Source organism: Rhodobacter capsulatus (assembly GCF_052363175.1).
In the GTDB taxonomy this organism is placed as follows: domain Bacteria; phylum Pseudomonadota; class Alphaproteobacteria; order Rhodobacterales; family Rhodobacteraceae; genus Rhodobacter; species Rhodobacter capsulatus_D.
Genome location: NZ_CP198946.1, coordinates 277,908 through 298,055, shown reverse-complemented (window position 1 = coordinate 298,055; position 20,148 = coordinate 277,908). Strand labels below are relative to the sequence as shown.

Annotated in this window: 17 protein-coding genes and 1 riboswitch; of the genes, 11 read left to right on the top strand and 6 right to left on the bottom strand. The window is 65.6% G+C overall.

The window, feature by feature from the left end; genetic code table 11:
- Positions 1-51 precede the first annotated feature (51 nt).
- From torA to torC, 3 genes are read right to left on the bottom strand one after another with little or no spacing between them, the layout of a single operon-like run.
- Positions 52-2,523 carry a trimethylamine-N-oxide reductase TorA gene (gene torA / locus ACTTAI_RS02175; protein ID WP_444453949.1) on the bottom strand — a complete coding sequence of 824 codons (2,472 nt, stop codon included), beginning with the start codon at positions 2,521-2,523 and terminating at the stop codon, positions 52-54.
- Positions 2,523-3,152: a TorD/DmsD family molecular chaperone gene (locus tag ACTTAI_RS02170; protein ID WP_444453947.1), complete on the bottom strand. Its 630-nt coding sequence runs from the start codon at positions 3,150-3,152 to the stop codon at positions 2,523-2,525. Before ACTTAI_RS02170 ends, torA begins: the two co-directional genes overlap by 1 nt.
- Complete coding sequence (torC, locus tag ACTTAI_RS02165; RefSeq protein ID WP_444453945.1) at positions 3,149-4,321, bottom strand: pentaheme c-type cytochrome TorC; 1,173 nt, start codon at positions 4,319-4,321, stop codon at positions 3,149-3,151. Before torC ends, ACTTAI_RS02170 begins: the two co-directional genes overlap by 4 nt.
- 247 nt (positions 4,322-4,568) lie before the next feature.
- On the opposite strand from torC, the gene dorR reads away from it, so the two are divergent.
- On the top strand, positions 4,569-5,267 hold the full coding sequence (dorR, locus tag ACTTAI_RS02160; RefSeq protein ID WP_444453943.1) for a two-component system response regulator DorR: 699 nt from the start codon (positions 4,569-4,571) through the stop codon (positions 5,265-5,267).
- A 234-nt stretch (positions 5,268-5,501) separates the two neighbouring features.
- Here the strand turns inward: dorR and ACTTAI_RS02155 are convergent, their stop codons facing one another.
- Positions 5,502-7,982, bottom strand: a complete 2,481-nt coding sequence (locus tag ACTTAI_RS02155; RefSeq protein WP_444453942.1) for an ATP-binding protein — start codon at positions 7,980-7,982, stop codon at positions 5,502-5,504.
- 253 nt (positions 7,983-8,235) lie between these two features.
- Positions 8,236-8,331: riboswitch (TPP riboswitch) on the top strand.
- A 48-nt stretch (positions 8,332-8,379) separates the two neighbouring features.
- Here ACTTAI_RS02155 and thiM point away from each other — a divergent pair.
- The 6 genes from thiM to ACTTAI_RS02125 are packed head-to-tail and all read left to right on the top strand — an operon-like array spanning position 8,380 to position 12,896.
- Complete coding sequence (gene thiM, locus ACTTAI_RS02150; RefSeq protein WP_444453940.1) at positions 8,380-9,168, top strand: hydroxyethylthiazole kinase; 789 nt, start codon at positions 8,380-8,382, stop codon at positions 9,166-9,168.
- Positions 9,165-9,776: a thiamine phosphate synthase gene (gene thiE, locus ACTTAI_RS02145; protein WP_444453938.1), complete on the top strand. Its 612-nt coding sequence runs from the start codon at positions 9,165-9,167 to the stop codon at positions 9,774-9,776. The genes thiM and thiE overlap by 4 nt, the downstream gene beginning before the upstream one ends.
- A complete protein-coding gene (gene thiD, locus ACTTAI_RS02140) occupies positions 9,773-10,570 on the top strand; it encodes a bifunctional hydroxymethylpyrimidine kinase/phosphomethylpyrimidine kinase (RefSeq protein ID WP_444453937.1) in 798 nt (265 codons plus the stop codon). Before thiE ends, thiD begins: the two co-directional genes overlap by 4 nt.
- Positions 10,571-11,494: an ABC transporter substrate-binding protein gene (locus tag ACTTAI_RS02135; protein ID WP_444453935.1), complete on the top strand. Its 924-nt coding sequence runs from the start codon at positions 10,571-10,573 to the stop codon at positions 11,492-11,494. It begins immediately after the preceding gene.
- Complete coding sequence (locus tag ACTTAI_RS02130; RefSeq protein WP_444453933.1) at positions 11,491-12,180, top strand: ATP-binding cassette domain-containing protein; 690 nt, start codon at positions 11,491-11,493, stop codon at positions 12,178-12,180. Before ACTTAI_RS02135 ends, ACTTAI_RS02130 begins: the two co-directional genes overlap by 4 nt.
- On the top strand, positions 12,177-12,896 hold the full coding sequence (locus ACTTAI_RS02125) for an ABC transporter permease (RefSeq protein WP_444453932.1): 720 nt from the start codon (positions 12,177-12,179) through the stop codon (positions 12,894-12,896). Before ACTTAI_RS02130 ends, ACTTAI_RS02125 begins: the two co-directional genes overlap by 4 nt.
- A gap of 14 nt (positions 12,897-12,910) precedes the next feature.
- Here the strand turns inward: ACTTAI_RS02125 and ACTTAI_RS02120 are convergent, their stop codons facing one another.
- Together ACTTAI_RS02120 and ACTTAI_RS02115 are read right to left on the bottom strand one after the other, a co-directional pair.
- Complete coding sequence (locus ACTTAI_RS02120) at positions 12,911-14,149, bottom strand: PAS domain-containing protein (protein ID WP_444453930.1); 1,239 nt, start codon at positions 14,147-14,149, stop codon at positions 12,911-12,913.
- 337 nt (positions 14,150-14,486) lie between these two features.
- Positions 14,487-14,765: a hypothetical protein gene (locus ACTTAI_RS02115; protein WP_444453928.1), complete on the bottom strand. Its 279-nt coding sequence runs from the start codon at positions 14,763-14,765 to the stop codon at positions 14,487-14,489.
- Positions 14,766-15,214: 449 nt separating this feature from the next.
- On the opposite strand from ACTTAI_RS02115, the gene acs reads away from it, so the two are divergent.
- The 4 genes from acs to ACTTAI_RS02095 all read left to right on the top strand — a co-directional run bounded on the left by acs (position 15,215) and on the right by ACTTAI_RS02095 (position 20,067).
- On the top strand, positions 15,215-17,185 hold the full coding sequence (acs, locus tag ACTTAI_RS02110; protein ID WP_444453926.1) for an acetate--CoA ligase: 1,971 nt from the start codon (positions 15,215-15,217) through the stop codon (positions 17,183-17,185).
- A 2-nt stretch (positions 17,186-17,187) separates the two neighbouring features.
- Complete coding sequence (locus ACTTAI_RS02105) at positions 17,188-17,865, top strand: adenylate kinase (protein WP_444453925.1); 678 nt, start codon at positions 17,188-17,190, stop codon at positions 17,863-17,865.
- A gap of 160 nt (positions 17,866-18,025) precedes the next feature.
- Positions 18,026-18,334, top strand: a complete 309-nt coding sequence (locus tag ACTTAI_RS02100) for a DUF485 domain-containing protein (protein WP_110804312.1) — start codon at positions 18,026-18,028, stop codon at positions 18,332-18,334.
- A complete protein-coding gene (locus ACTTAI_RS02095; RefSeq protein ID WP_444453923.1) occupies positions 18,331-20,067 on the top strand; it encodes a cation acetate symporter in 1,737 nt (578 codons plus the stop codon). Before ACTTAI_RS02100 ends, ACTTAI_RS02095 begins: the two co-directional genes overlap by 4 nt.
- Positions 20,068-20,148 lie beyond the last annotated feature (81 nt).

Sequence of the window (20,148 nt, the reverse complement as noted above, 5' to 3'; positions counted from 1 at the left end):
AGACGCGGTGCAGGGGAAGGGCCGGGACAGCCCTCCGGGGAGCGGGATTGCTTATTCCGCAGCTTTCGGCGCGACAAAGCCTGTCAGGGTGACGGCAGGACCGGTGTATTTCTCGACCTCGGCCAGGATCGTCTGACCGCAGTTGCCCTGTCCAAGCTTCGAGGTGCCGATATCGGCCGAGAGCACGTTCACGTCGCCATATTTGTCGAGCGTGCCCGCCTCGGTCACGTCGGAGGGATCATACCAGCCGCCTTCGTAGACCTGAATCACCCCCTTCATCACGGCATCGGTGACCTTGACCCCGGTCAGCGTCTGACCGCGATCGTTGAACACCCGCACCACATCGCCATCGACAATGCCACGCGCCGCCGCATCTTCGGGATGCATCAGGCAAGGCTCGTGACCCTGAACCGCGTAGCCCTCGCGCAGGACCGTCCCGCACAGCTGCGAATGCAGCCGGTTGAACGGGTGCGAGGCCGCAACGTGGAACGGATATTTCGCCCCCGGCCCGTCCAGACGTTCCAGCGGTTCCATCCAGGTCGGATGCGCCGGGCAGTCGTCATAGCCCATCTTCTCGATATTCTTCGAGTAGATCTCGATCAGACCGGTCGGCGTGCCGAGCGGGTTGAGCAGCGGATCTTCGCGGAAGCTCGCATAGCGCACGAACTTGTCGCCATCGGTGACCGGGAATTCCACGATCCCTTCTTCCCAGAAGGCATCGAAGGCGGGCATCTCGACGCCGCTGGCCTTGCCCTGTTTCGCGGCATCTTCGTAGAAGGACTTGATCCAGCCCATCTCGTCCTTGCCTTCGGTGAACTCCTTGCCCTTGCCAAGCCGTTCCGAGATCGCGGCAAAGATGTCGTAATCGCTGCGCGCTTCGTAGACCGGTTCGACGATCTTCTTCATCGCCAGGATGCCGGTGTTCGAATAGTCGCCGATGGTCTCGATGTCGTTGCGTTCGTAGCTGGTCGTTGCAGGAAGCACGATGTCGGCATGCCGCGCCGTGGGCGTCCACTGGAAGTCATGCACGATGAAGGTTTCCAGTTTTTCCCAGGCCTTGACCATGCGGTTTCGGTTCTGATGGTGGACGAACGGGTTGCCGCCGACCCAATAGGCCATCTTCACGTCCGGATATTTCGACCGCGTGCCGTTGAAGTCGAATTCGGCGCCGGGGTTTTCCAGCATATCGACCACACGCGCCACCGGAATCACCGAGGCCCCGCTTGCCGCCAGCCATTCCGGCCCCTTCGTCGCCGCGCCGCCATCGGTGATGCCCGAGAGCGCCGGACCGCTGGTCGAGGGCGTGCCGCCGCCCGAATAGTGATACGAAAGCCCGAAGCCACCGCCCGGCAGACCGATCTGACCCAGCATCGAGGCCAGCGTCACCAGCATCCAGTGCGCCTGTTCGCCGTGATGCATGCGCTGCATCGACCAGCCCGCCGCCAGCATCGTGCGCTTCGATTTGAAGAGCCGCGCCAGCTCCTTGATCGTGTCGGCGGGAACGCCGCTGATCTCCGACGCCCATTCGGCCGTCTTCGGCGTGCTGTCGGTTTCGCCCATCAGATAGGGCAGGAACTTGTCGAAGCCCGAGGTGTAGTTCGCGATGAAGTCCTTGTCATACAGGTCTTCGCTCACCAGCGTATGCGCCATGCCCAGCATGATCGCCACATCGGTCTGCGGCTTCGGCGTGATGTGCTCGGCGCCGAAGAAATCCACCGTCTGGGTGCGGACCGGGTCGATGACGATGACCTTGGTGCCCTTGGCCTTGAGCGCCTCAAGCCCCGGATAGGCGCCATGTTCGGGGATCACCCAGCCGATCTGGCTGGTCTTGATCGGATCGGCGGCCCAGAACACCATGACTTCGGTGTTTTCCGCCACCACCGGCCAGGCGGTCTGCTGTTCATAGACTTCGAGCGTGCCGACCACATGCGGCATGATCACCTGCGCCGCGCCGGTCGAATAGTCGCCCGCGCCGTTCACATAGCCGCCCGCCAGCGTCAGCATCCGGCGCAGAAGCGTGGTGCAATTGTGCAGCAGGCCCGGGCTCTTCCAGCCATAGGAACCGCCAAACAGGCCTTGCGGGCCATAGGTTTCCTCGATGCGTTTCACCTCGGCCGCGACCAGATCGAGCGCCTGATCCCAGCTGACGCGGACGAAATCGCCGTTGCCGCGGGTCGAGCGATCGGCTTTCACGCCTTTTTCGAGGAATTCGCGCCGCACCATCGGATATTTGATCCGGGTCGGCGAATAAATCGAGTCAAGCACGCCTTCGAGCATCGGCGTCGGATGCGGGTCTTTTTCCCAGGGTGTGAAGGCAGTGGCGCGGCCATTTTCAACCGTCGCGGTGAAGATGCCCCAGTGGCTGCCCGACATCACCTTGCCATTGGCCAGCGCCTCGGCGCGCGCGCCCTGAGCAAACAGCGACGGCCCGAACATGCCCAGCGCGCCTGCGGCGACCGAGTAGCTGAGGAAGGCGCGGCGTGAAAGCTCTGCGCGCAGTTCGTTTCCGGAAATCTTCGTCATCAGACTGTCCTTTCTTCCGGTTGGGTTGTGAGAGAGTTGTGATCGAGCGCCGCCAGAAGCAGCGCTGCGGCCCCGGCCCAGAAGCCGGTGCGATCTTCGGCCCTGACGGCGGCGCAAAAGCCGGGCAACCAGAGCCGCAGCCGGGCCTGCAGCGCCTCGGCGCGCGGATCGGCATGGGCTTCGAGATGGGCAAGCAGCATCAGCTCGACCGAGAGATGGTCGGGCGCCTCGCAGCAGCCTTCGGCCAGATGCAGGTCGCAGGCGACCATGAGGGCGCTCATCTCTGCGACCGGGGCCTGAAAGAGCCGCCCGCCATGGGTCCAGGCGGATTCGTTCGGCGCCAGCGTGCGCTTGCCGCCAAGACCCAGGAACAGCCCGTTGAAAGCGATGGTCAGCCGCGTCTGCAGCCGCGCCGCCTCAAGGGGCGAGGCCAGCGCCGTGCGGATTTCGGTCAGCGCCTCGGCAAAGGCGGGTTCAGTGCCGAGCGCCGCCAGCCATTTCGACCCGGCGCCTTCGCGCAAGGCGGTCAGACGATCTGCGGACGGCGGGGCCAGAAAGACCTCGGCCAGCCAGTGCCAAAGCAGCGCACGATCAGCCACAACAGCGGGATTGAGCGAGATCGCGGTCATTCCTCGGCCTCCCCGCCCATGTCTTTCGCGTGCATCTGCACGTATTTCTGCACCAGCCGGAACTGTTCCTCGTTCAAGGGCGCCTTGGTCTTCATCGCATTGAGCGTGCCGATCCATTGGTTCGCCAGGAAATGGCTGGTGTGCGGCAGGACGTGGCAGGTGCCGCAGGCGGCGCTGAACATCGAACCCGCATAGGACCAGACCTTGTCGAGACTGTCGGTCAGATCGCCATTCTTCACCCAGACCGTAAGAGATCCCTCGGTCCAGACCTGATCGGTGTCGGGATCGGTCATCGTCTTGCCCGCGGTCACCGCTGAAACAGCCGTCGGCGCCAGCGCCACGTTGAAGATGCGCTGGCCCTGTGCGGCATAGAGCATCCGCTCGGCGCCCTCTTGCTGCCAGCCGTCAAGCTTGACCTGCAGCGCCTTGCCCGAGACCGCCTGAACGACCATCGGCGTCGCCGCGATCACCTTGCCCGCGGCCTTCACGCCATCTTTCGGCTCTTCCAGATACAGCTCGATCGTCTTCAGCGGATAGACCGTGTCACCCGCTTTCGGCGCCAGGTCGGCCGCCTGCGCCTCCAGATCTTCAAACAGCTTCTTGTAGCCCGAGGACATGTCGGGCAGCTTGTGCGCGATGCCCTTGTGGCAATCGATGCAGGTGCCGCCATCCTTCATCGCCTGCTGCATCTGCTTGGCCGCATCCGGCTTCGTCTGATGCGCGAAATCCATCGCCTCGAAACTGTGGCAGGACCGGCAACCGACCGAATCGTTCGCCTTCATGTCAGCCCAGACCGTTTCGGCCATCTCAAGCCGATGCGCCTCGAATTTCTCGGGCGTGTCGACCTTGCCGGTGATTTCGCCCCACAGATCCTTCGCCGCCAGCACCTTGGCCCGATAAAGCCGCCAGCCCGATTTCGGTACGTGGCAATCGGCACATTCCGCGCGCACGCCCATCGGGTTCGAATAGTGGACGGTGGTTTTGTATTCTTCGAAATTGCCCTGCATCGTATGGCAGGACAGGCAGAATTTCGTCGTCGTGGTCTGTTCGACGGCATAGTGGAAGCCGTTCCAGCCCAGCGCGCCGACGACGGCCCCGCCCAGCACCAACGTGCCCAGTCCCCAGCGCGTGCTGGGCCTGCGCATCACGCCCCAGATTTTCCTGATCACTTTCGCCTCCGGTCTTGCCGTTCCGGGGGCCGCTCCATCACCGACGCCGCACGTCAGTTCTTGTCACGGTCCGACCCCGTTCGAGGATCGGAGTAGACCCGCGATATGAACCGCGTTGCGTCCGGTTGTGAATGCGATGAAAAAAATTGTGAACAGGATGTTAAAACCCGGAAAAACCAGCGGAAATCACGCAAAAATCGTTGCCGCTCGGGGGTTTTGGCGCGATGACGGAAGAAAGGGGCCGGTGATGAAGACTTCCTATCATATCCTTGTCGTCGAGGACGATCCGGTGGGGCGCCAGACCTTGGCCGCCTATCTGGTGAAGGACAATCACCGCGTCAGCGAGGCGGGCGACGGCGAGCAGATGCGGGCGATCTTTGCCAAGGGCGATGTCGACGTGATCCTGCTCGACATCAACCTGCCGGGCGAGGACGGGCTGTCGCTGCTGCGTGAATTGCGGCGGCAATCCGAGGTGGGGGTGATCATGGTCACTTCGCGGCGCGAGGATGTGGACCGGATCGTGGCGCTGGAACTGGGCGCCGATGATTACGTCACCAAGCCCTACAACATGCGCGAGATCCTGCCGCGGACCCGCAATCTGGCGCGTCGGGTGACGGCGGCGCGGGTGGTGAAGGCGGATGAGTCGAAGAAAAGCTTCGAGGGCTGGACGCTTGATATCGCGCATTGGACCCTGACCGATCCTTCGGGCGAGGCGGTGAAGATGACCCGGGCCGAGTTTGAATTGCTGGCCACCTTCGTCACCCATCCGGGGCAGGTTCTGAGCCGCGATCAGCTGATGACGCATGTCAGTCGGCGTGGGCACGAAAGCTTCGATCGCACCATCGACGTGCTGGTGCGCCGGGTGCGGCGCAAGATCGAGCCCGATCCGGCGAAGCCCCGGCTGATCGTCACCGTGCACGGGCTGGGTTACGTTTTTTCGGCGTAAACTCTCTCTGCCATGACCGAGGCCATCGCCGAGGTCACGCGACACATCGGCCCCGTGACCGCCGAGTGCTTCAGGCACTCGGCCTGCGCCCGCCCCGCCCATGGCGGGCGCATTCGCGCCGCCGGGGCGGAGCGCAGGCCTCTGTCACGCTTGGGGATGCGGTCTTGCGACAGGCGTTGCCCGGACGGGCGGGGAAAGGCGATGCCTTTCCTGATCCGCCCGAGACAGATGGGCTTACCCCGCGATTTCGGCCCAGATCGCTTCGACCAGCCCCACGGCCGAGCGGCACGACAGGATCAGATCGGCCACCGGACCCGCAACCTCGGCGCTGCGCCGCCCCGAGGCAGAGGCCAGCATCTCGGCCCGCTCGGCTTCGTCGGCGAGCGCGAGCAAGCCCACATGCCGCGCCGAGCTTTTCAGCCGATGCGCGATCATCGCCACTTCATTCCAGCGCTCGGACTGCGCCGCCGCTTCAAATGCTCCGGCGGTGTGACCAAGGCTCGCCTTGAAGGTCGCGACGATCCGGCCCGTCGGCTCGACACCCAAAGCCTCGGCATGGCCGCGCAGGACGGTCAGATCGACAAGCCCCTGCCCCGCTCCCCTCGGGCCGCGCCGCCCCCGAGCCGACCGGCCGCGGCGAGGCAAAGCCGGTGACCCGCCGCAACAACTCCTCGAGCCGCGAGAACGGGAAGGGCTTGGCGAGAGAAACCCGCCGATCCCCGCCGCCGCAAGCGCCGCCGCATCGACCGCCGGACCATGCGCCGCCGCATCGACCGCCGGACCATGCGCCGAAAGCGCCGCGATCGGCAGGCGCGCAATCGCCGGATCGGCATGGGCGCGGATGGCATGGCCCAGCTCGAAGCCGCTCAGATCGGGCAGGTTGAGATCGGTCAGCACCAGATCGAAAGCCTGCCCGGCCAGAGCCTGAAGCGCGGCCTCGGCCGTCTCGGCCAGCCGCACCTGATGCCCGGCCTGCCGCAACAGCGTCTCGGTCACCAGCCGGTTCACCGCATCATCCTCGACGATCAGCAGCCGCAGCGCCTTGGCTGGCAGCTTCGCCTCGGCCCGCGCCCGGGCACAATCGGCGCCCTGCCGCGGCGCCAGATCAAGCGGCACGACAAGCCGGAAACAGCTGCCCTCGCCCAGATGGCTTTCGACGGTCAACTCGGCCCCCATCAGCTCGGCCAGTCGGCGCGAGATCGCCAGCCCCAAGCCGGTGCCGCCGTGCTTGCGCTCGATCGAGCTGTCGGATTGCGTGAAGGGGCAGAAGATCTCTTCGAGCCGTTCCGCGGCGATCCCCGGCCCGGTGTCGCGCACCGAAAACCGCGCCAGGATCCGGCCCGGATCGCGCGTCAGCAGATCGAGCCCGATCACCACCGCGCCCGCCTCGGTGAACTTCACCGCATTGCCCGCCAGATTGAGCAGGATCTGCCGCAGCTTCGCCGGATCGCCGGTGACACAGGGCCGCTCCTGCGGGCTGTCGAGATGCAGCATCAGCCCGGGCTTGCGTGCGACAAGCGGCTCGATCACCCGGCCGACATCGTTCAGAAGCTCCGCCAGCGGGAAATCGACGCGCTCCAGCATCAGCCCGCCCGCCTCGATCCGCGAATAATCGAGGATCTCGGAGACGATCGAGGTCAGCACCCGGGCCGAGCGGTCGATCGCCTCGACATAGCCCGCCGCGCGCGGGCTCAGATCATCTTGCCGCAACAACTCGACGATGCCGCCGATGGAGTGGATGGGCGTGCGGATCTCATGGCTCATCGTCGCCAGAAAATCGGTCTTCGCCTTCGCCAGCGCCACCGCCTCCTCGCGGGCGCGGCGCTCGTCGGTGACATCGGTGAAGCTGATCACCGTGCCCAGAAACTTGCGCGAGACATCAAGCATTTCCTGCGTCGAGACCGACACCCAGCGCCGCCCGTCGATGGTCTGGATCTCGTGCTCGGGCAGCAGCGGGCCGACGGCCCGCGGATCAAGGCCGAACAGCTCGCGGAAACTGCGGCGCGCCGCCGAGCCGTAATAGACCGAGCCGGGCACGACATCCTTTGACAGAAGCAGCGCCGCGGCGTGGTTCATGTTCTCGATCCCGCCCTCGGCATCGATCAGGAAAACCGGGGTCTGGATGCTTTCGAAGATCGTCAGATACTTGTTCTTTTCATTCACGACGCGCTGGTTTTCCGCCAGCAGCCGCTCGTGATCGGCATCGACGACGCCGCGACCCCATTGCGTGCAGATGCCGATCTCGGCACGGTCAAAGAAGCCGCGCAGAAGCCGCAGATAGAGCGCCTCGGCCTCGGCAGGAAAGCCCGTCATCCGCACGAGCCGCAGATAGCTTTCGCGGTAGCCCTTGAAATTGCTCAGGAACATCGCCAGCGGCACACCGCGCAGCCCGTGCCGACGCGCCACGTCGATGCCATAAACGGTCGAGGGATCGTCGCCGATGTCGCTGTCGTAATCCACCTCGGCATCGCCGCGGGTTTCCAGCATCAGCGCGATGGCGCCATTCAGACCCTGCACCGAGGCCCGCCAGGCTTCGGGCAGCGTCGAGACATGGGCGTTGTAGCTGCGAGTGATCGAATAGGCGATGTGCATCTCGATCAGCCGGTTCTCGTTTGCCTGCAGAAACCGCGCCAGTGTCGCCAGATCGGCCCCGGAAGCGATCGCATCGCCACCCGGGAGCGGGTGGGAAAACTGCCCTTGATGTTCGGAAATCATTCGTAACGTCCAGATATTGGCGCCCCGACCGGCGCACGTCTTGCCGGGAATCCGGCCCTTACCCCAAGACCCGGCCCGAAAGCCCGTCTCCTCGTCACGAAACTGTTCCCCCGCTACCGCAACTCGCGCGGCCCGGCTTTGATCGGGATCAAGGGGGGCCGCCGCCGCCGCGACATGAGCGGCATTCCGCGCGATCCTGCGGGACACATCCTTTCCCGCGCTCTGGACAAGCCCCGCCATCCGTGGTTCCTTGATCCTGCGACAGGGGCGTCCGGGGATCCGGGCTGAGAAGCACCCTTTGAACCTGAACCAGATCATGCTGGCGTAGGGAGTCCGCAACCGGTGCTGTGGCCCCCGCCCCATCCCGGCTTCGGTCTTCCGCGTCACGGAGGGACCGATGACCGAGACCGGACACTACCTTGCCAAGATGCGCGCGACGGCGCCGCTTGTTCACAACATCACCAATTTCGTCGCGATGAACGTGATGGCGAATGTGCAGCTGGCCGTGGGCGCCTCGCCCGCGATGGTGCATGCTTTGCCCGAGGTGGCGGAATTTGCCCTTCTGGCCGGGGCGCTGACGGTGAACATCGGCACGGCCGATACCGACTGGGCCGAGGGCATGGTGCAGGCCGCCGCGGTGATGACCCGGATCGGCAGGCCCTGGGTGCTGGACCCGGTGGGCGTCGGTGCGACGCGGTTCCGGCAGGATCTGTGCGCCCGGCTGCTCGATCTGCGCCCGACGGTGATCCGCGCCAATGCCTCCGAGATCCTTGCGCTCTCCGGGCTTGGCGGGCAGGCGCATGGGGTCGATGCGGGCGATCCCGTCGAAGCGGCCGAGACCGCTGCCCGGGCGCTGGCCGCCCAGACGGGCGGCGTGGTCGCGGTCTCGGGCCCGGTCGATTACGTCACCGATGGCCGTCAGGCCTTCCGCATCGCCAATGGTCATCCGCTGATGCCGAAGGTGACGGCGCTTGGCTGTTCGCTCAATGGCGTGATCGGCGCCTTTCTGGTCGGCCAGCCGCCGCTCGATGCCACGGTGGCCGCGCTCGCCTACTATGGTCTGGCGGGCGAAATCGCCGCTCAGGACGCGAAAGGCCCGGGCAGTTTCGCCGTGGCCTTCCTTGATGCGCTGGCCAACCTGACGCCCGAGGCGCTCAGTGCCGGGGCGAAGGTGCATGCGGCATGATCGGGCCGGTCTATGTCATCACCGACCCGGGCACGCCCCTCTCCGTGCCCGATCAGGCCCGGGCGGCGGCCCGCGGCGGCGCCCGCGCGGTGCAGCTGCGCGACAAGAGTGCTTCGGATGCCGATCTGCTCGCCCTTGCCCGGCAGCTTCTGCCCGAGATGCGGGCGCATGGGGTGAAGCTGTTCCTCAATGACCGGATCGAGGTCGCGCTGGCCGCCGGGGCCGATGGGCTGCACATCGGGCAGGGCGACGGCGATCCCGTCGCCATCCGCGCCCGGATCGGGGCGGAAATGCTGCTCGGTCTGTCCATCGAGACCGAGGCGCAGGCAAGCGCCCTGCCCCCCGGCATCGATTACATCGGCGCGGGGCCGGTGCGGGCGACGGCGACGAAACCCGATGCCGCGGCACCGATCGGCTTCGAGGGTCTCGCCCGCATCGCCCGACTGGTCCCGGTCCCCACCATCGCCATCGGCGGGCTGACGCAGGTCGACATTCCCGCGCTGAAAGCCGCGGGCGTCGCCGGGCTGGCCGTCGTCTCGGCCGTCACCCGCGCCCCCGACCCCGAGGCCGCCTGCCGCGCGCTGGTGCAGGACTGGAGGCAGAGATGATCCCGAACATTCTTTCGATTTCCGGCTCCGACCCCTCGGGCGGGGCCGGGATTCAGGCGGATCTGAAGGCGATCTCCGCCAATGGCGGCTATGCGATGGCGGCGCTGACCGCGCTCACGGCGCAAAACACCCGCGGCGTGACGGCGGTCGATCCGATCCGCCCCGAGATGGTGACGGCGCAGATTGCCACGATCCGCACCGATATCCGCATCGATGCGGTAAAGATCGGGATGCTCGGCGACAGCACGATCATCGCCGCCGTTGCCGCAGCACTTGAGGGGCTGTCCGCCCCCGTCGTTCTCGACCCGGTGATGGTGGCGAAGGGCGGCGACCGCTTGCTTGCCGCCGAGGCCGTGGCGGCGCTGCGGCATATCCTGCTGCCCCGCGCCGCGGTGATCACCCCGAACCTGCCCGAGGCGGCCGATCTGCTCGGCTGCGAGGTCGCGCAAAGCCGGGCCGAGATGGTGGCGCAGGCCCGCGGGCTGCGGATTTTGGGCGCGCGGGCGGTCTATCTCAAGGGGGGGCATCTGCCGGGGCCGGTCAGCCCCGATCTGCTGCTCGATGCCGCGGGCGAGACCTGGTTCGAGGCGCCAAGGGTCGAGACGAAGAACACCCACGGCACCGGCTGCACGCTGTCCTCGGCGCTGGCGACGCAGCTGGCCCGCATCCCCGATCTGCGTCAGGCCGCCGCCGCCGCCCGCACCTATACCCTGCGCGCCATCGCCGGGGCCGACCGGCTTTCGGTCGGGCAAGGTCATGGCCCGCTCGATCATTTCTTTGCCCAGAGGTCATAGATGAAACGCCTGTTGCTTGTCCTGCTGCTGCTTGCCCCCCGCGCCGAGGCCGCCGATCACCTCTCGGTCATGCTCGACTGGTTCGTGAACCCCGATCACGGCCCGATCATCGTCGCGGCCGAGCGCGGCTATTTCACCGAAGCCGGGCTTGATGTGACGATCATCCCACCCGCCGACCCCTCGGACCCGCCGAAGATGGCCGCCGCCGGGCAGGTCGATCTGGCGGTCAGCTACCAGCCGCAGCTGTATCTGCAACACGCCGCCGGGCTGAACCTGAAGCGGGTCGGCACGCTGATCGACGCGCCGCTTTATTGCGTCATGGCCGATGCCGCGGGGCCGGTGAAAACCTTGGCCGATCTGCGCGGTCGCAAGGTCGGCTATTCGCTCGCAGGCATCGAGGCGGCGCTGATGCAACGGATGCTGCGCCACAATGGCGTCGATCCCGCCGAGGTCGAGACGATCAACGTGAATTTCGCCCTGACCCCCGCGGTGGCGACGGGGCAGGTCGATGCGGTCTCGGGCGCGTTTCGCAATTTCGAGCTGCATCAGATGGCGGCCGTGGGGCATCAGGGCCGCTGCTTCCTGCCCGAGGAAAACGGCGTGCCCGCCTATGACGAGCTGATCTATCTGGCCCGCGCCGATCTGGCGGGGGATGATCGCATCGCCCGGTTTCTGGCCGCCACGGGCCGCGCCGCAACCGAGATCGCCGCCGAGCCGCAAGCAGGCTGGGACAGCTTCCGCGCCCATGCGGCGGAGCTTGATGATCCGCTGAACGAACAGGCCTGGGCCGACACCTGGCCGCATTTCGCCCGCGATCCGGCGGCGCTCGATGCCGCGCGCTACCGCGATTTCGGCGCCTTCATGGTCGAGACCGGGCTGATCCGGACCGCCCCGACGGTGGACGAGATCGCGGTGGGGAAATGACCGCGGCACTCTCGGGTCAGGTCTGGCTGGGCGAGCGCCCGCTGCTGCGCGCGCTCGATCTGCAGCTCAAGCCCGGCTGGACCTGCCTTCTGGGCGCGTCCGGCGCGGGGAAATCGACGCTGCTGCGGCTCTTGGCCGGGCTGCCGGTGGCGGCACGGCTTGAGGGCAGGCGACAGGCGCCCGACCGGATCGGCTGGATGGCGCAGGGCGATCTGTTGCAGCCGCGGCTTTCGGTTCTGGCCAATCTGCGCCTGATGGCCCGGCTGCGCGGCGAGACCCTGCCCCGCCCCCGGGCCGAAGAACTTCTGGCCGCCGTCGGGCTTTCGGGCCGCGGCGCCGACCGCCCCGAGACGCTTTCGGGCGGCGAGCGGCAGCGGTTGGCACTGGCCCGGGTGCTCGCTGACGAGACCGCGCTGGTGGCGCTCGACGAACCCTTTTCGGCGCTCGATGCCCCCACCCGCGCGGCGATGCAGGATCTGGCGGCGGCGTGTCTTGTGGGCAAGACCGTGCTGATGGTCACCCACGATCCGACCGAGGCGCTGCGGCTGGGCGACCGGGTTCTGCTGCTGGACGGCGCGGCCCTGCACGAGATCCAGCCCCTGCCCGGGGCCCGTCCGGTGCCGCTCGACGATCCGCAGTTGGCGCAGGCGGCGGCCGGGCTTTTGGCACGGATGCGGGCAGCATGAGCGCGCGTCTGTGGCCGGTGCTGGCGGTGCTGGCGCTGTGGCAGGCCGCGACGGCGGCGGCGCTCGTGCCCGCTTTCGTGCTGCCCCCGCCCGTGCAGGTCTTCGAAACGCTCTGGCGCGAGCGTGCCCTGATCGGCCAGCATACCCTGACCACTTTGGCCGAGACCGGCGCGGGGCTTCTGATCGGAATTGGCGTTGGCGTCACGCTGGCGCTGGCGATGAGCCTTGCGCCGAAACTGGAGCGGTTGATCGGGCCTCTGCTCGCAGGGGCGCAGGCGCTGCCGGTCTTCGTGCTGGCGCCGGTGCTGACGCTGTGGCTGGGCTATGGGCTTGGGCCAAAGGTGGCGATGGTGGCGCTGCTCGTTGTCTTTCCCGTCGCCTCCGGCCTGCGCGACGGGCTTGCCACCACGCCCGAGCCGGTGCTCGATCTGGCGCGGATTGCCCGCGCCTCAAAGCTGCGCACGCTGATCTGGCTGCGCCTGCCGCATGCGCTGCCGCAAGGCGCCGCGGGGCTGCGCATCGCCGTCACCTATGCGCCAACCGGCGCGGTGATCGGCGAATGGGTCGGTGCGTCGCAGGGCCTTGGCTATCTGATGCTGATGGCCAATGCCCGGATGCGCACCGATCTGATGTTTGCGGCGCTTCTGGTCATTCTGGCGTTGACGCTCGCGCTCAACCGGCTGATCGACCGGACGCTGGCGCGCGCGGGGCTGTGACGGCCCCGGCGCTGTCAGAACAGGCGTTGGCTGCGCTGAAACATCCGCATCGTCGTGCCGATCCCCTCGGACAGCCGCATGATCGTTTCGAGCCGCAGCCGGATGTCGGAATGCGAAACATCAAGCTGGTCGATCGTCGCCGACAGATGGCTGTTGGTGCCGCGCATCCGCCCGGTCTCCACCCGGCCCAGAACCCGGATCGTATCAAGCCCCAACATCTGCCGTCGGATCTCGGCACTGGCGCGGCCCAGCACCTCGGCATGGGCAATCGCCTGCTCCATCGCCGTTCCGGTATCCCGCTGCGCCTGAGCCTCGATCGCAACCAGAATCTGCCGCTCATGTGCCCAATCGATCCCCGGCACCGGCTGCGCATCGGCGAAGTTCAGGCGCATTTCCGACAGAACCCGATGCGCCCCGATCAGAAACAGCGCCTTCGACGCCTGCCGCGAAACCCGGTCACAAAGATTGTCCCGCCCCGCCACAAAGCTGCGCAGACGTTCCGAGATCACCTGCGACGAGCTGCGGTAGTTTTCCGAAATCGCCGACACCGGCCCGCCCGAGGGCTCCAGCCGCGAGGCGATGATGCGCATGTTGTTGGGCACGGACTGCAGCGCCTCGAAACTGCGCAACAGGTTGCGCTGCTCGCGTGTGACCTCTTCGAGCGAGGTATTGAGCGCGACAAGTTGCGCGGTGCGGGCATCGGTCAAACGGCCCAGCTTGGCATCGCGGGCAACCAGTTCCTGCCCCATCGCCGAGGCCATGAAGCTGGTATAGCTTGAAAATCCCTGACTCGCGGCGAAGTCGCACAGCGCCTGCGCCCCCTCCTCGGGATCCAGACGCTCTGTCCGCTCGCGCTGCGCGAGCTCGGCATAGACCTCGCGGATACTGGCAAAGAGCGGAGTGGAGGGCCGCATCCGCACCGACAGAAATCCCTCTGGCGCGGGCACCAGCACGGCGAAGACCCAGTAGTAATCGCCGTTGCGGGCGCGGTTCTTGACGTAGCCGCCCATCGGATGGCCTTTGCCGAGCGCATCCCACAGGATGCGGAACACGCCGCGCGGCGTGTCGGGGTGGCGGATGATCTTGTGGGGGGCCCCCAGAAGATCTGTCCAACCATAACCGGAGACACGGCGGAACACCTCGTTTCCGGACAGGATCACCCCGCGCGAATCGGTGCGGGAAAAGAAGAGTTCTTGGAAGCCGAAATCGACTTCCCCCTCGCGGGCGAGGGTCTGCGATATCACTGCGTTCATCTGGCTCTCTGGGCGCGAGGCGGGCGCTGTCCGGTGGGGATGCCAGACCTTAATGCCGAATTCCTTTTTCAAAAATTGATAAGCATCTTTGATCATTAGGATTTTACGGAAATCCGATGCCTTTGGCGCAGAGAATCGACGAAATGGCGGGCAAACCGTGGCGGCCCGCAAAAATGTCGCAGGGGATCAACAGCCCACTGCAAGAGCGGCTTGCACCGGCCAAACCAGCGCATACCCCAAACGAAGCGCCGCCCCAGATCCGGGCCCCAGGTCGCACGAAAAGACAACTGGCCTCAGACGGCCGAGCCCCCCAAGGTCGCGGACGGCCCGTGCCGGGTCAGCCAGCTTCATCCTCGCGATGGCCGAACCCCGCAGGAAAGGTCAGCACATTGCCCCGTTGCGGCGGGTGACATTCCTCGTGCCAAGCCTCCTGCGCTTGCAGAAGCTTCGTCTCGACCTCGTCGAGGCCCTGATGATGACAATAGCGGGCGAGCTCGTCGATCACCTCGCCCAGCCAGCGTTCCTGCGGATCATCGCCGACAAGCCGTTCCAGTGCGCCGACTTCCGAAACCAGCGCCATCCGCGCCTGACGCAACCCGACCGCCGTGGAGTTCATGGAATGTCGGTCACAATGCTCGATCAGATCGTCGAGAATCGGTATCAGCCAAGCATGCCCTTCTAACATGGATAATATGTACCTCTTACGCTTTCGCCGCCCAGCTTCCTCCGGTTTTGTCCGATCGGCAACCCTGAAGCGGGGGTTTGCGGGGCGCGTGCGCAAGGCATGACCACGAAGCGGGCAGTACGCGCGCAGCGAGGGCCAAGCCGGAAAGACCTGACCGCTACGCGCTCTCGCGGGGAAGTTGTTGAAATTCTATGAACTTCCCGTGATCAGATAATTAATTTACAATTTAAGCTCGCACCCTGATAACTTATTTACAGCTTTGTCCTTTTATTTAAAGGGTTTACAGCTCAGCACACATTCTGTTTACAATACCTTCGAGGAGTGATGCCGGGGCTTGCCCCTGGCGCAGGCGGCGCTTGCCGCGTCACAGGGAGGATGGAATGGGGATGCAAAGCCAGGCAGTCGCAGCGCCGGACCTTCGGGAGGTTCCCGCGGGATTTGAGACGGCGCATGCGAACGGTGCGAAATACCTCGAGATGTATCGGGAATCGATCGAGAACCCGGATGCGTTCTGGGGCCGGGAAGGCAAACGGCTCGATTGGATCACCCCCTATACCAAGGTCAAGAACACCGATTTCACCTTCGGCAAGGTCTCGATCAAATGGTTCGAGGATGGCGTTCTGAACGCCTCGGTGAACTGCATCGACCGCCATCTGCGCGACCGCGCGCTGCAGACCGCCATCATCTTCGAGCCCGATGATCCGAAGGAACCGGCCAAGCACATCACCTACAAGGAGCTGTCCGAAAAGGTGAACCGGATGGCGAACGTCCTGCTCAGCCAGGGCATCATGCGCGGCGACCGCGTCGTGATCTATCTGCCGATGATCCCGGAAGCCGCTTACGCGATGCTCGCCTGCGCCCGGATCGGCGCCATCCATTCGATCGTTTTCGCGGGCTTCTCGCCCGACGCGCTGGCCAACCGGATCAACGATTGCGGCGCGAAGCTCGTCATCACCGCCGATACCGCGCCGCGTGGCGGCCGTCGCACGCCGCTGAAGGCGAACACCGATGCCGCGCTCTTGCACTGCTCGGACAAGGTGCGCTGCCTTGTCGTCAAGCACACTGGCGATCAGATCAGCTGGGTGCATGGCCGCGATGTTGACCTGCTCTATCTCATGGAGCATGTCAGCCCCGAATGCCCGCCGCGGCCGATGAATGCGGAAGATCCGCTCTTCATCCTTTACACCTCGGGCTCGACCGGCAAGCCGAAGGGCGTCGTGCATACGACGGGCGGCTACCTCGTCTATGCCGCGATGACGCATCAATACACGTTTGATTACAAGGACGGTGACGTGTTCTGGTGCACCGCCGACGTGGGTTGGGTGACCGGGCACAGCTACATCATCTATGGGCCGCTCGCGAATGGTGCGACGACGCTGATGTTCGAGGGGGTGCCGACCTGGCCGGATGCGGGCCGGTTCTGGGCCGTGTGCGAAAAGCACAAGGTCAATCAGTTCTACACCGCGCCGACGGCGATCCGCGCGCTGATGGGGCAGGGCACGGAATGGGTTGAGAAATATGACCTTTCCTCGCTGCGGGTGCTGGGGTCTGTGGGCGAGCCGATCAACCCCGAGGCCTGGGTCTGGTACGACAAATATGTTGGAAAAGGGAAATGTCCGATCGTCGACACGTTCTGGCAAACCGAGACCGGCGGGCACATGATCACGCCGCTGCCGGGCGCGACGGCCACGAAACCGGGCTCGGCGACGAACCCGTTCTTCGGGGTGAAGCCGGTGGTTCTGGACCCGCAGACCGCGGTGCGGATCGGCGAAGTGGAATGCGAAGGGGTGCTCTGCATCTCGGACTCTTGGCCCGGGCAGATGCGCACGGTCTGGGGCGATCACGACCGCTTCCAGGAGACCTATTTCGGCCAGTATCGCGGCTATTACTTCACCGGCGACGGCTGCCGTCGCGACAAGGACGGCTATTACTGGATCACCGGCCGGGTCGATGACGTGATCAACGTCTCGGGTCACCGGATGGGGACGGCCGAGGTCGAAAGCGCGCTCGTGGCGCATCCGCAAGTGGCCGAGGCCGCGGTGGTGGGCTATCCGCACGACATCAAGGGTCAGGGCATCTACGCCTATGTGACGCTGATGAACGGGATCGAGCCGTCGGAGGATCTGCGCAAGGATCTGGTCAAGTGGGTGCGCACCGAGATCGGCCCGATTGCGTCGCCCGATCTCATTCAATGGGCGCCGGGTCTGCCGAAGACGCGCTCGGGCAAGATCATGCGCCGCATCCTGCGCAAGATCGCCGAGAACGACTACGGCGCGCTGGGCGATATCTCGACCCTCGCCGATCCGGGCGTCGTGCAGGAACTCATCGACAACAGAATGAACCGGGCGTGAGCATGGACACCGTGACCACCCCCGCCGTGCTGATCCTGCTTGGCCCCCCCGGGGCCGGCAAGGGCACGCAGGCCCGGATGCTGGAAGAGCGCTTCGGCCTGATCCAGCTTTCGACCGGCGATCTTCTGCGCGCGGCGGTTGCGGCGGGCACGCCTGCGGGCCTTGCGGCGAAGACCGTGATGGAAGCGGGCGGGCTCGTCAGTGACGAGATCGTGCTGGCGATCCTGCAAGACCGCATGGCCGAGCCGGATGTGACCGCCGGGGTGATCCTTGACGGGTTTCCCCGCACCGCAGGGCAGGCGGCGGCGCTGGATGCGCTGCTGGCCGCCTCGGGGCAGAAGGTCACCGCGGCCGTCAGCCTTGACGTTGACGACGAGGCAATGATCGCCCGCGTCGCCGGTCGCTTCACCTGCGCCGCCTGCGGCGAGGGCTACCATGACAGCTTCAAGCAACCCGCCGTCGCGGGCTGCTGTGACAAATGCGGCGGGGTGGCTTTCAAACGCCGCGCCGACGATACCGCCGAGACCGCGCGGGCAAGGCTTGACGCCTATCACGCGCAGACGGCACCGCTCATCGCCCATTACCGGGGCATGGGCGTCCTGCGCTCGGTCGATGCGATGGACAGCATCGATACCGTCGCAAGCGCACTCGGGTCGATCGTAGAGGACGTCTCGGCCTGACGGGGGCAGTCTGCGGCCATGCGTGGTCGGGCGGCATCCAGACAGTGAAGGGCGGCGGGCGGACGGGGAGATGTTCCGCCCATCACCGCCGACAGGGAGCAAACACTGACCCAGAGCGCAAAGCCGGGTCAGCGACGATACAACGAGGAGGAAGATCACCATGCAAGACTCGATGCTTGAACGCATCGCGAACAGCCCGTCCTACAAGGCGCTGCGCGGCAAGCGCCTGCGCTTTGGCTGGACGCTGACCATCGCGATGCTGCTTGTCTATTACGGCTTCATTACCGTCATCGCCTTCCGCAAGGACCTGCTCGCCATTCCGATGGGCGAGGGCGTGATGACCTGGGGGATTCCGGTCGGCTTCGGCGTGATCCTTTTCACCATCATCGTGACCGCGATCTACGTGACCCGCGCCAACCGCGAATATGACGACCTGACGGCCCAAGTGAAGCGCGAGGTCCTGAAATGAACCGGATCACCACGCTGACCCGCCTTGCGGCGGCAACCGGCTTTGCCATGGTCCCCGGCTTCGCGATGGCCGTGGGCACGCTCGAAGGCACGGTCGAGAAACAGGCGACGAACTGGACCGCCATCGGCATGTTCGGCTTCTTCGTCGTGATGACGCTCTTCATCACGAAATGGGCGGCGGCGAAGACGAAATCGGCGGCCGACTTCTACACCGCCGGCGGCGGCATCACCGGCTTCCAGAACGGTCTGGCGATCGCGGGCGACTACATGTCGGCGGCCTCGTTCCTCGGGATTTCCGCGGCCGTGATGATGCAGGGCTTCGACGGGCTGATCTACTCGATCGGCTTCCTTGTCGGCTGGCCGATCCTGACCTTCCTGATGGCCGAGCGCCTGCGCAACCTCGGCAAGTTCACCTTCGCCGACGTGGCGGCCTTCCGCTTCGCGCAAACCCCGGTGCGGGTCTTCGCCGCGATGTCGACGCTTGTCGTCGTGGCCTTCTACCTGATCGCGCAGATGGTCGGCGCGGGCCAGCTCATCGAGCTGCTCTTCGGTCTCGACTACTTCTATGCCGTGATCATCGTGGGCATCCTGATGATGGTCTACGTTCTGTTCGGCGGCATGACCGCGACGACCTGGGTGCAGATCATCAAGGCCTGTCTGCTGCTTGGCGGCGCGACCTTCATGGCGCTGATGGTGATGGCACATTACGGCTTCAGCCTTGAAAGCCTGTTCGCCGAATCCGTTTCGGTGAAGACCAACCTTGCGACCGCCGACGGCAAGACGCCCGAGGAAGCCGCCAAGGCCGGGCTTGCGATCATGGGCCCGGGCACCTTCGTGAAAGACCCGATCTCGGCGATCTCGTTCGGCATGGCGCTGATGTTCGGCACCGCCGGTCTGCCGCATATCCTGATGCGTTTCTTCACCGTTCCCTCGGCCAAGGAAGCGCGCAAATCGGTGATGTGGGCGACCGTCTGGATCGGCTACTTCTACATGCTGACCTTCATCATCGGCTTCGGCGCGATCGTCTACGTGCTGACCAACCCGAACCTGATCACCCATGATGCCAAAGGCGCTCTGGCGCTGGTCGGCGGCAACAACATGGCCGCGATCCATCTGGCGCAAGCCGTCGGCGGCAACGTCTTCCTCGGCTTCATCTCGGCGGTGGCTTTCGCCACGATCCTCGCCGTGGTTGCCGGTCTGACGCTCTCGGGTGCTTCGGCGGTGTCGCATGACCTCTATGCGACCGTGGTCAAGAACGGCAAGGCCGACAGCGCTGCGGAACTGCGGGTCTCGCGCATCACCACGATCTGCCTCGGCCTCGTCGCGGTGGTTCTGGGTCTGGCCTTCGAGAAGCAGAACATCGCCTTCATGGTGTCGCTGGCCTTCGCCATCGCCGCTTCGGCGAACTTCCCGGTGCTGTTCATGTCGCTTCTGTGGAAGGGCATGACGACCCGCGGTGCGGTCATCGGCGGCGCGATCGGTCTGATCGTCTCGGTCGGTCTGACCATCATCTCGCCCTCGGTCTGGGAAGCGACGCTCGGCTTTGAAAAGGGCTCGGCTCCGTTCCCCTACACCTCGCCGGCGCTCTTCTCGATGGTTCTGGCCTTCGTCGGCATCTGGTTCTTCTCGATCACCGACAAGAGCCGCCGTGGCGATACCGACCGCGCTGGCTACCTGGCGCAGGAAGTCCGTTCGGAAACCGGCATCGGCGCTGCGGAAGCTTCGGCGCACTGATCAAGGCGGGCGGGGGTCAAACCCCGCCCGTTCTCCCTCGGCCCCTCCGCCAAACCGGTTTCGAATTCGGCGGGCGGGCCT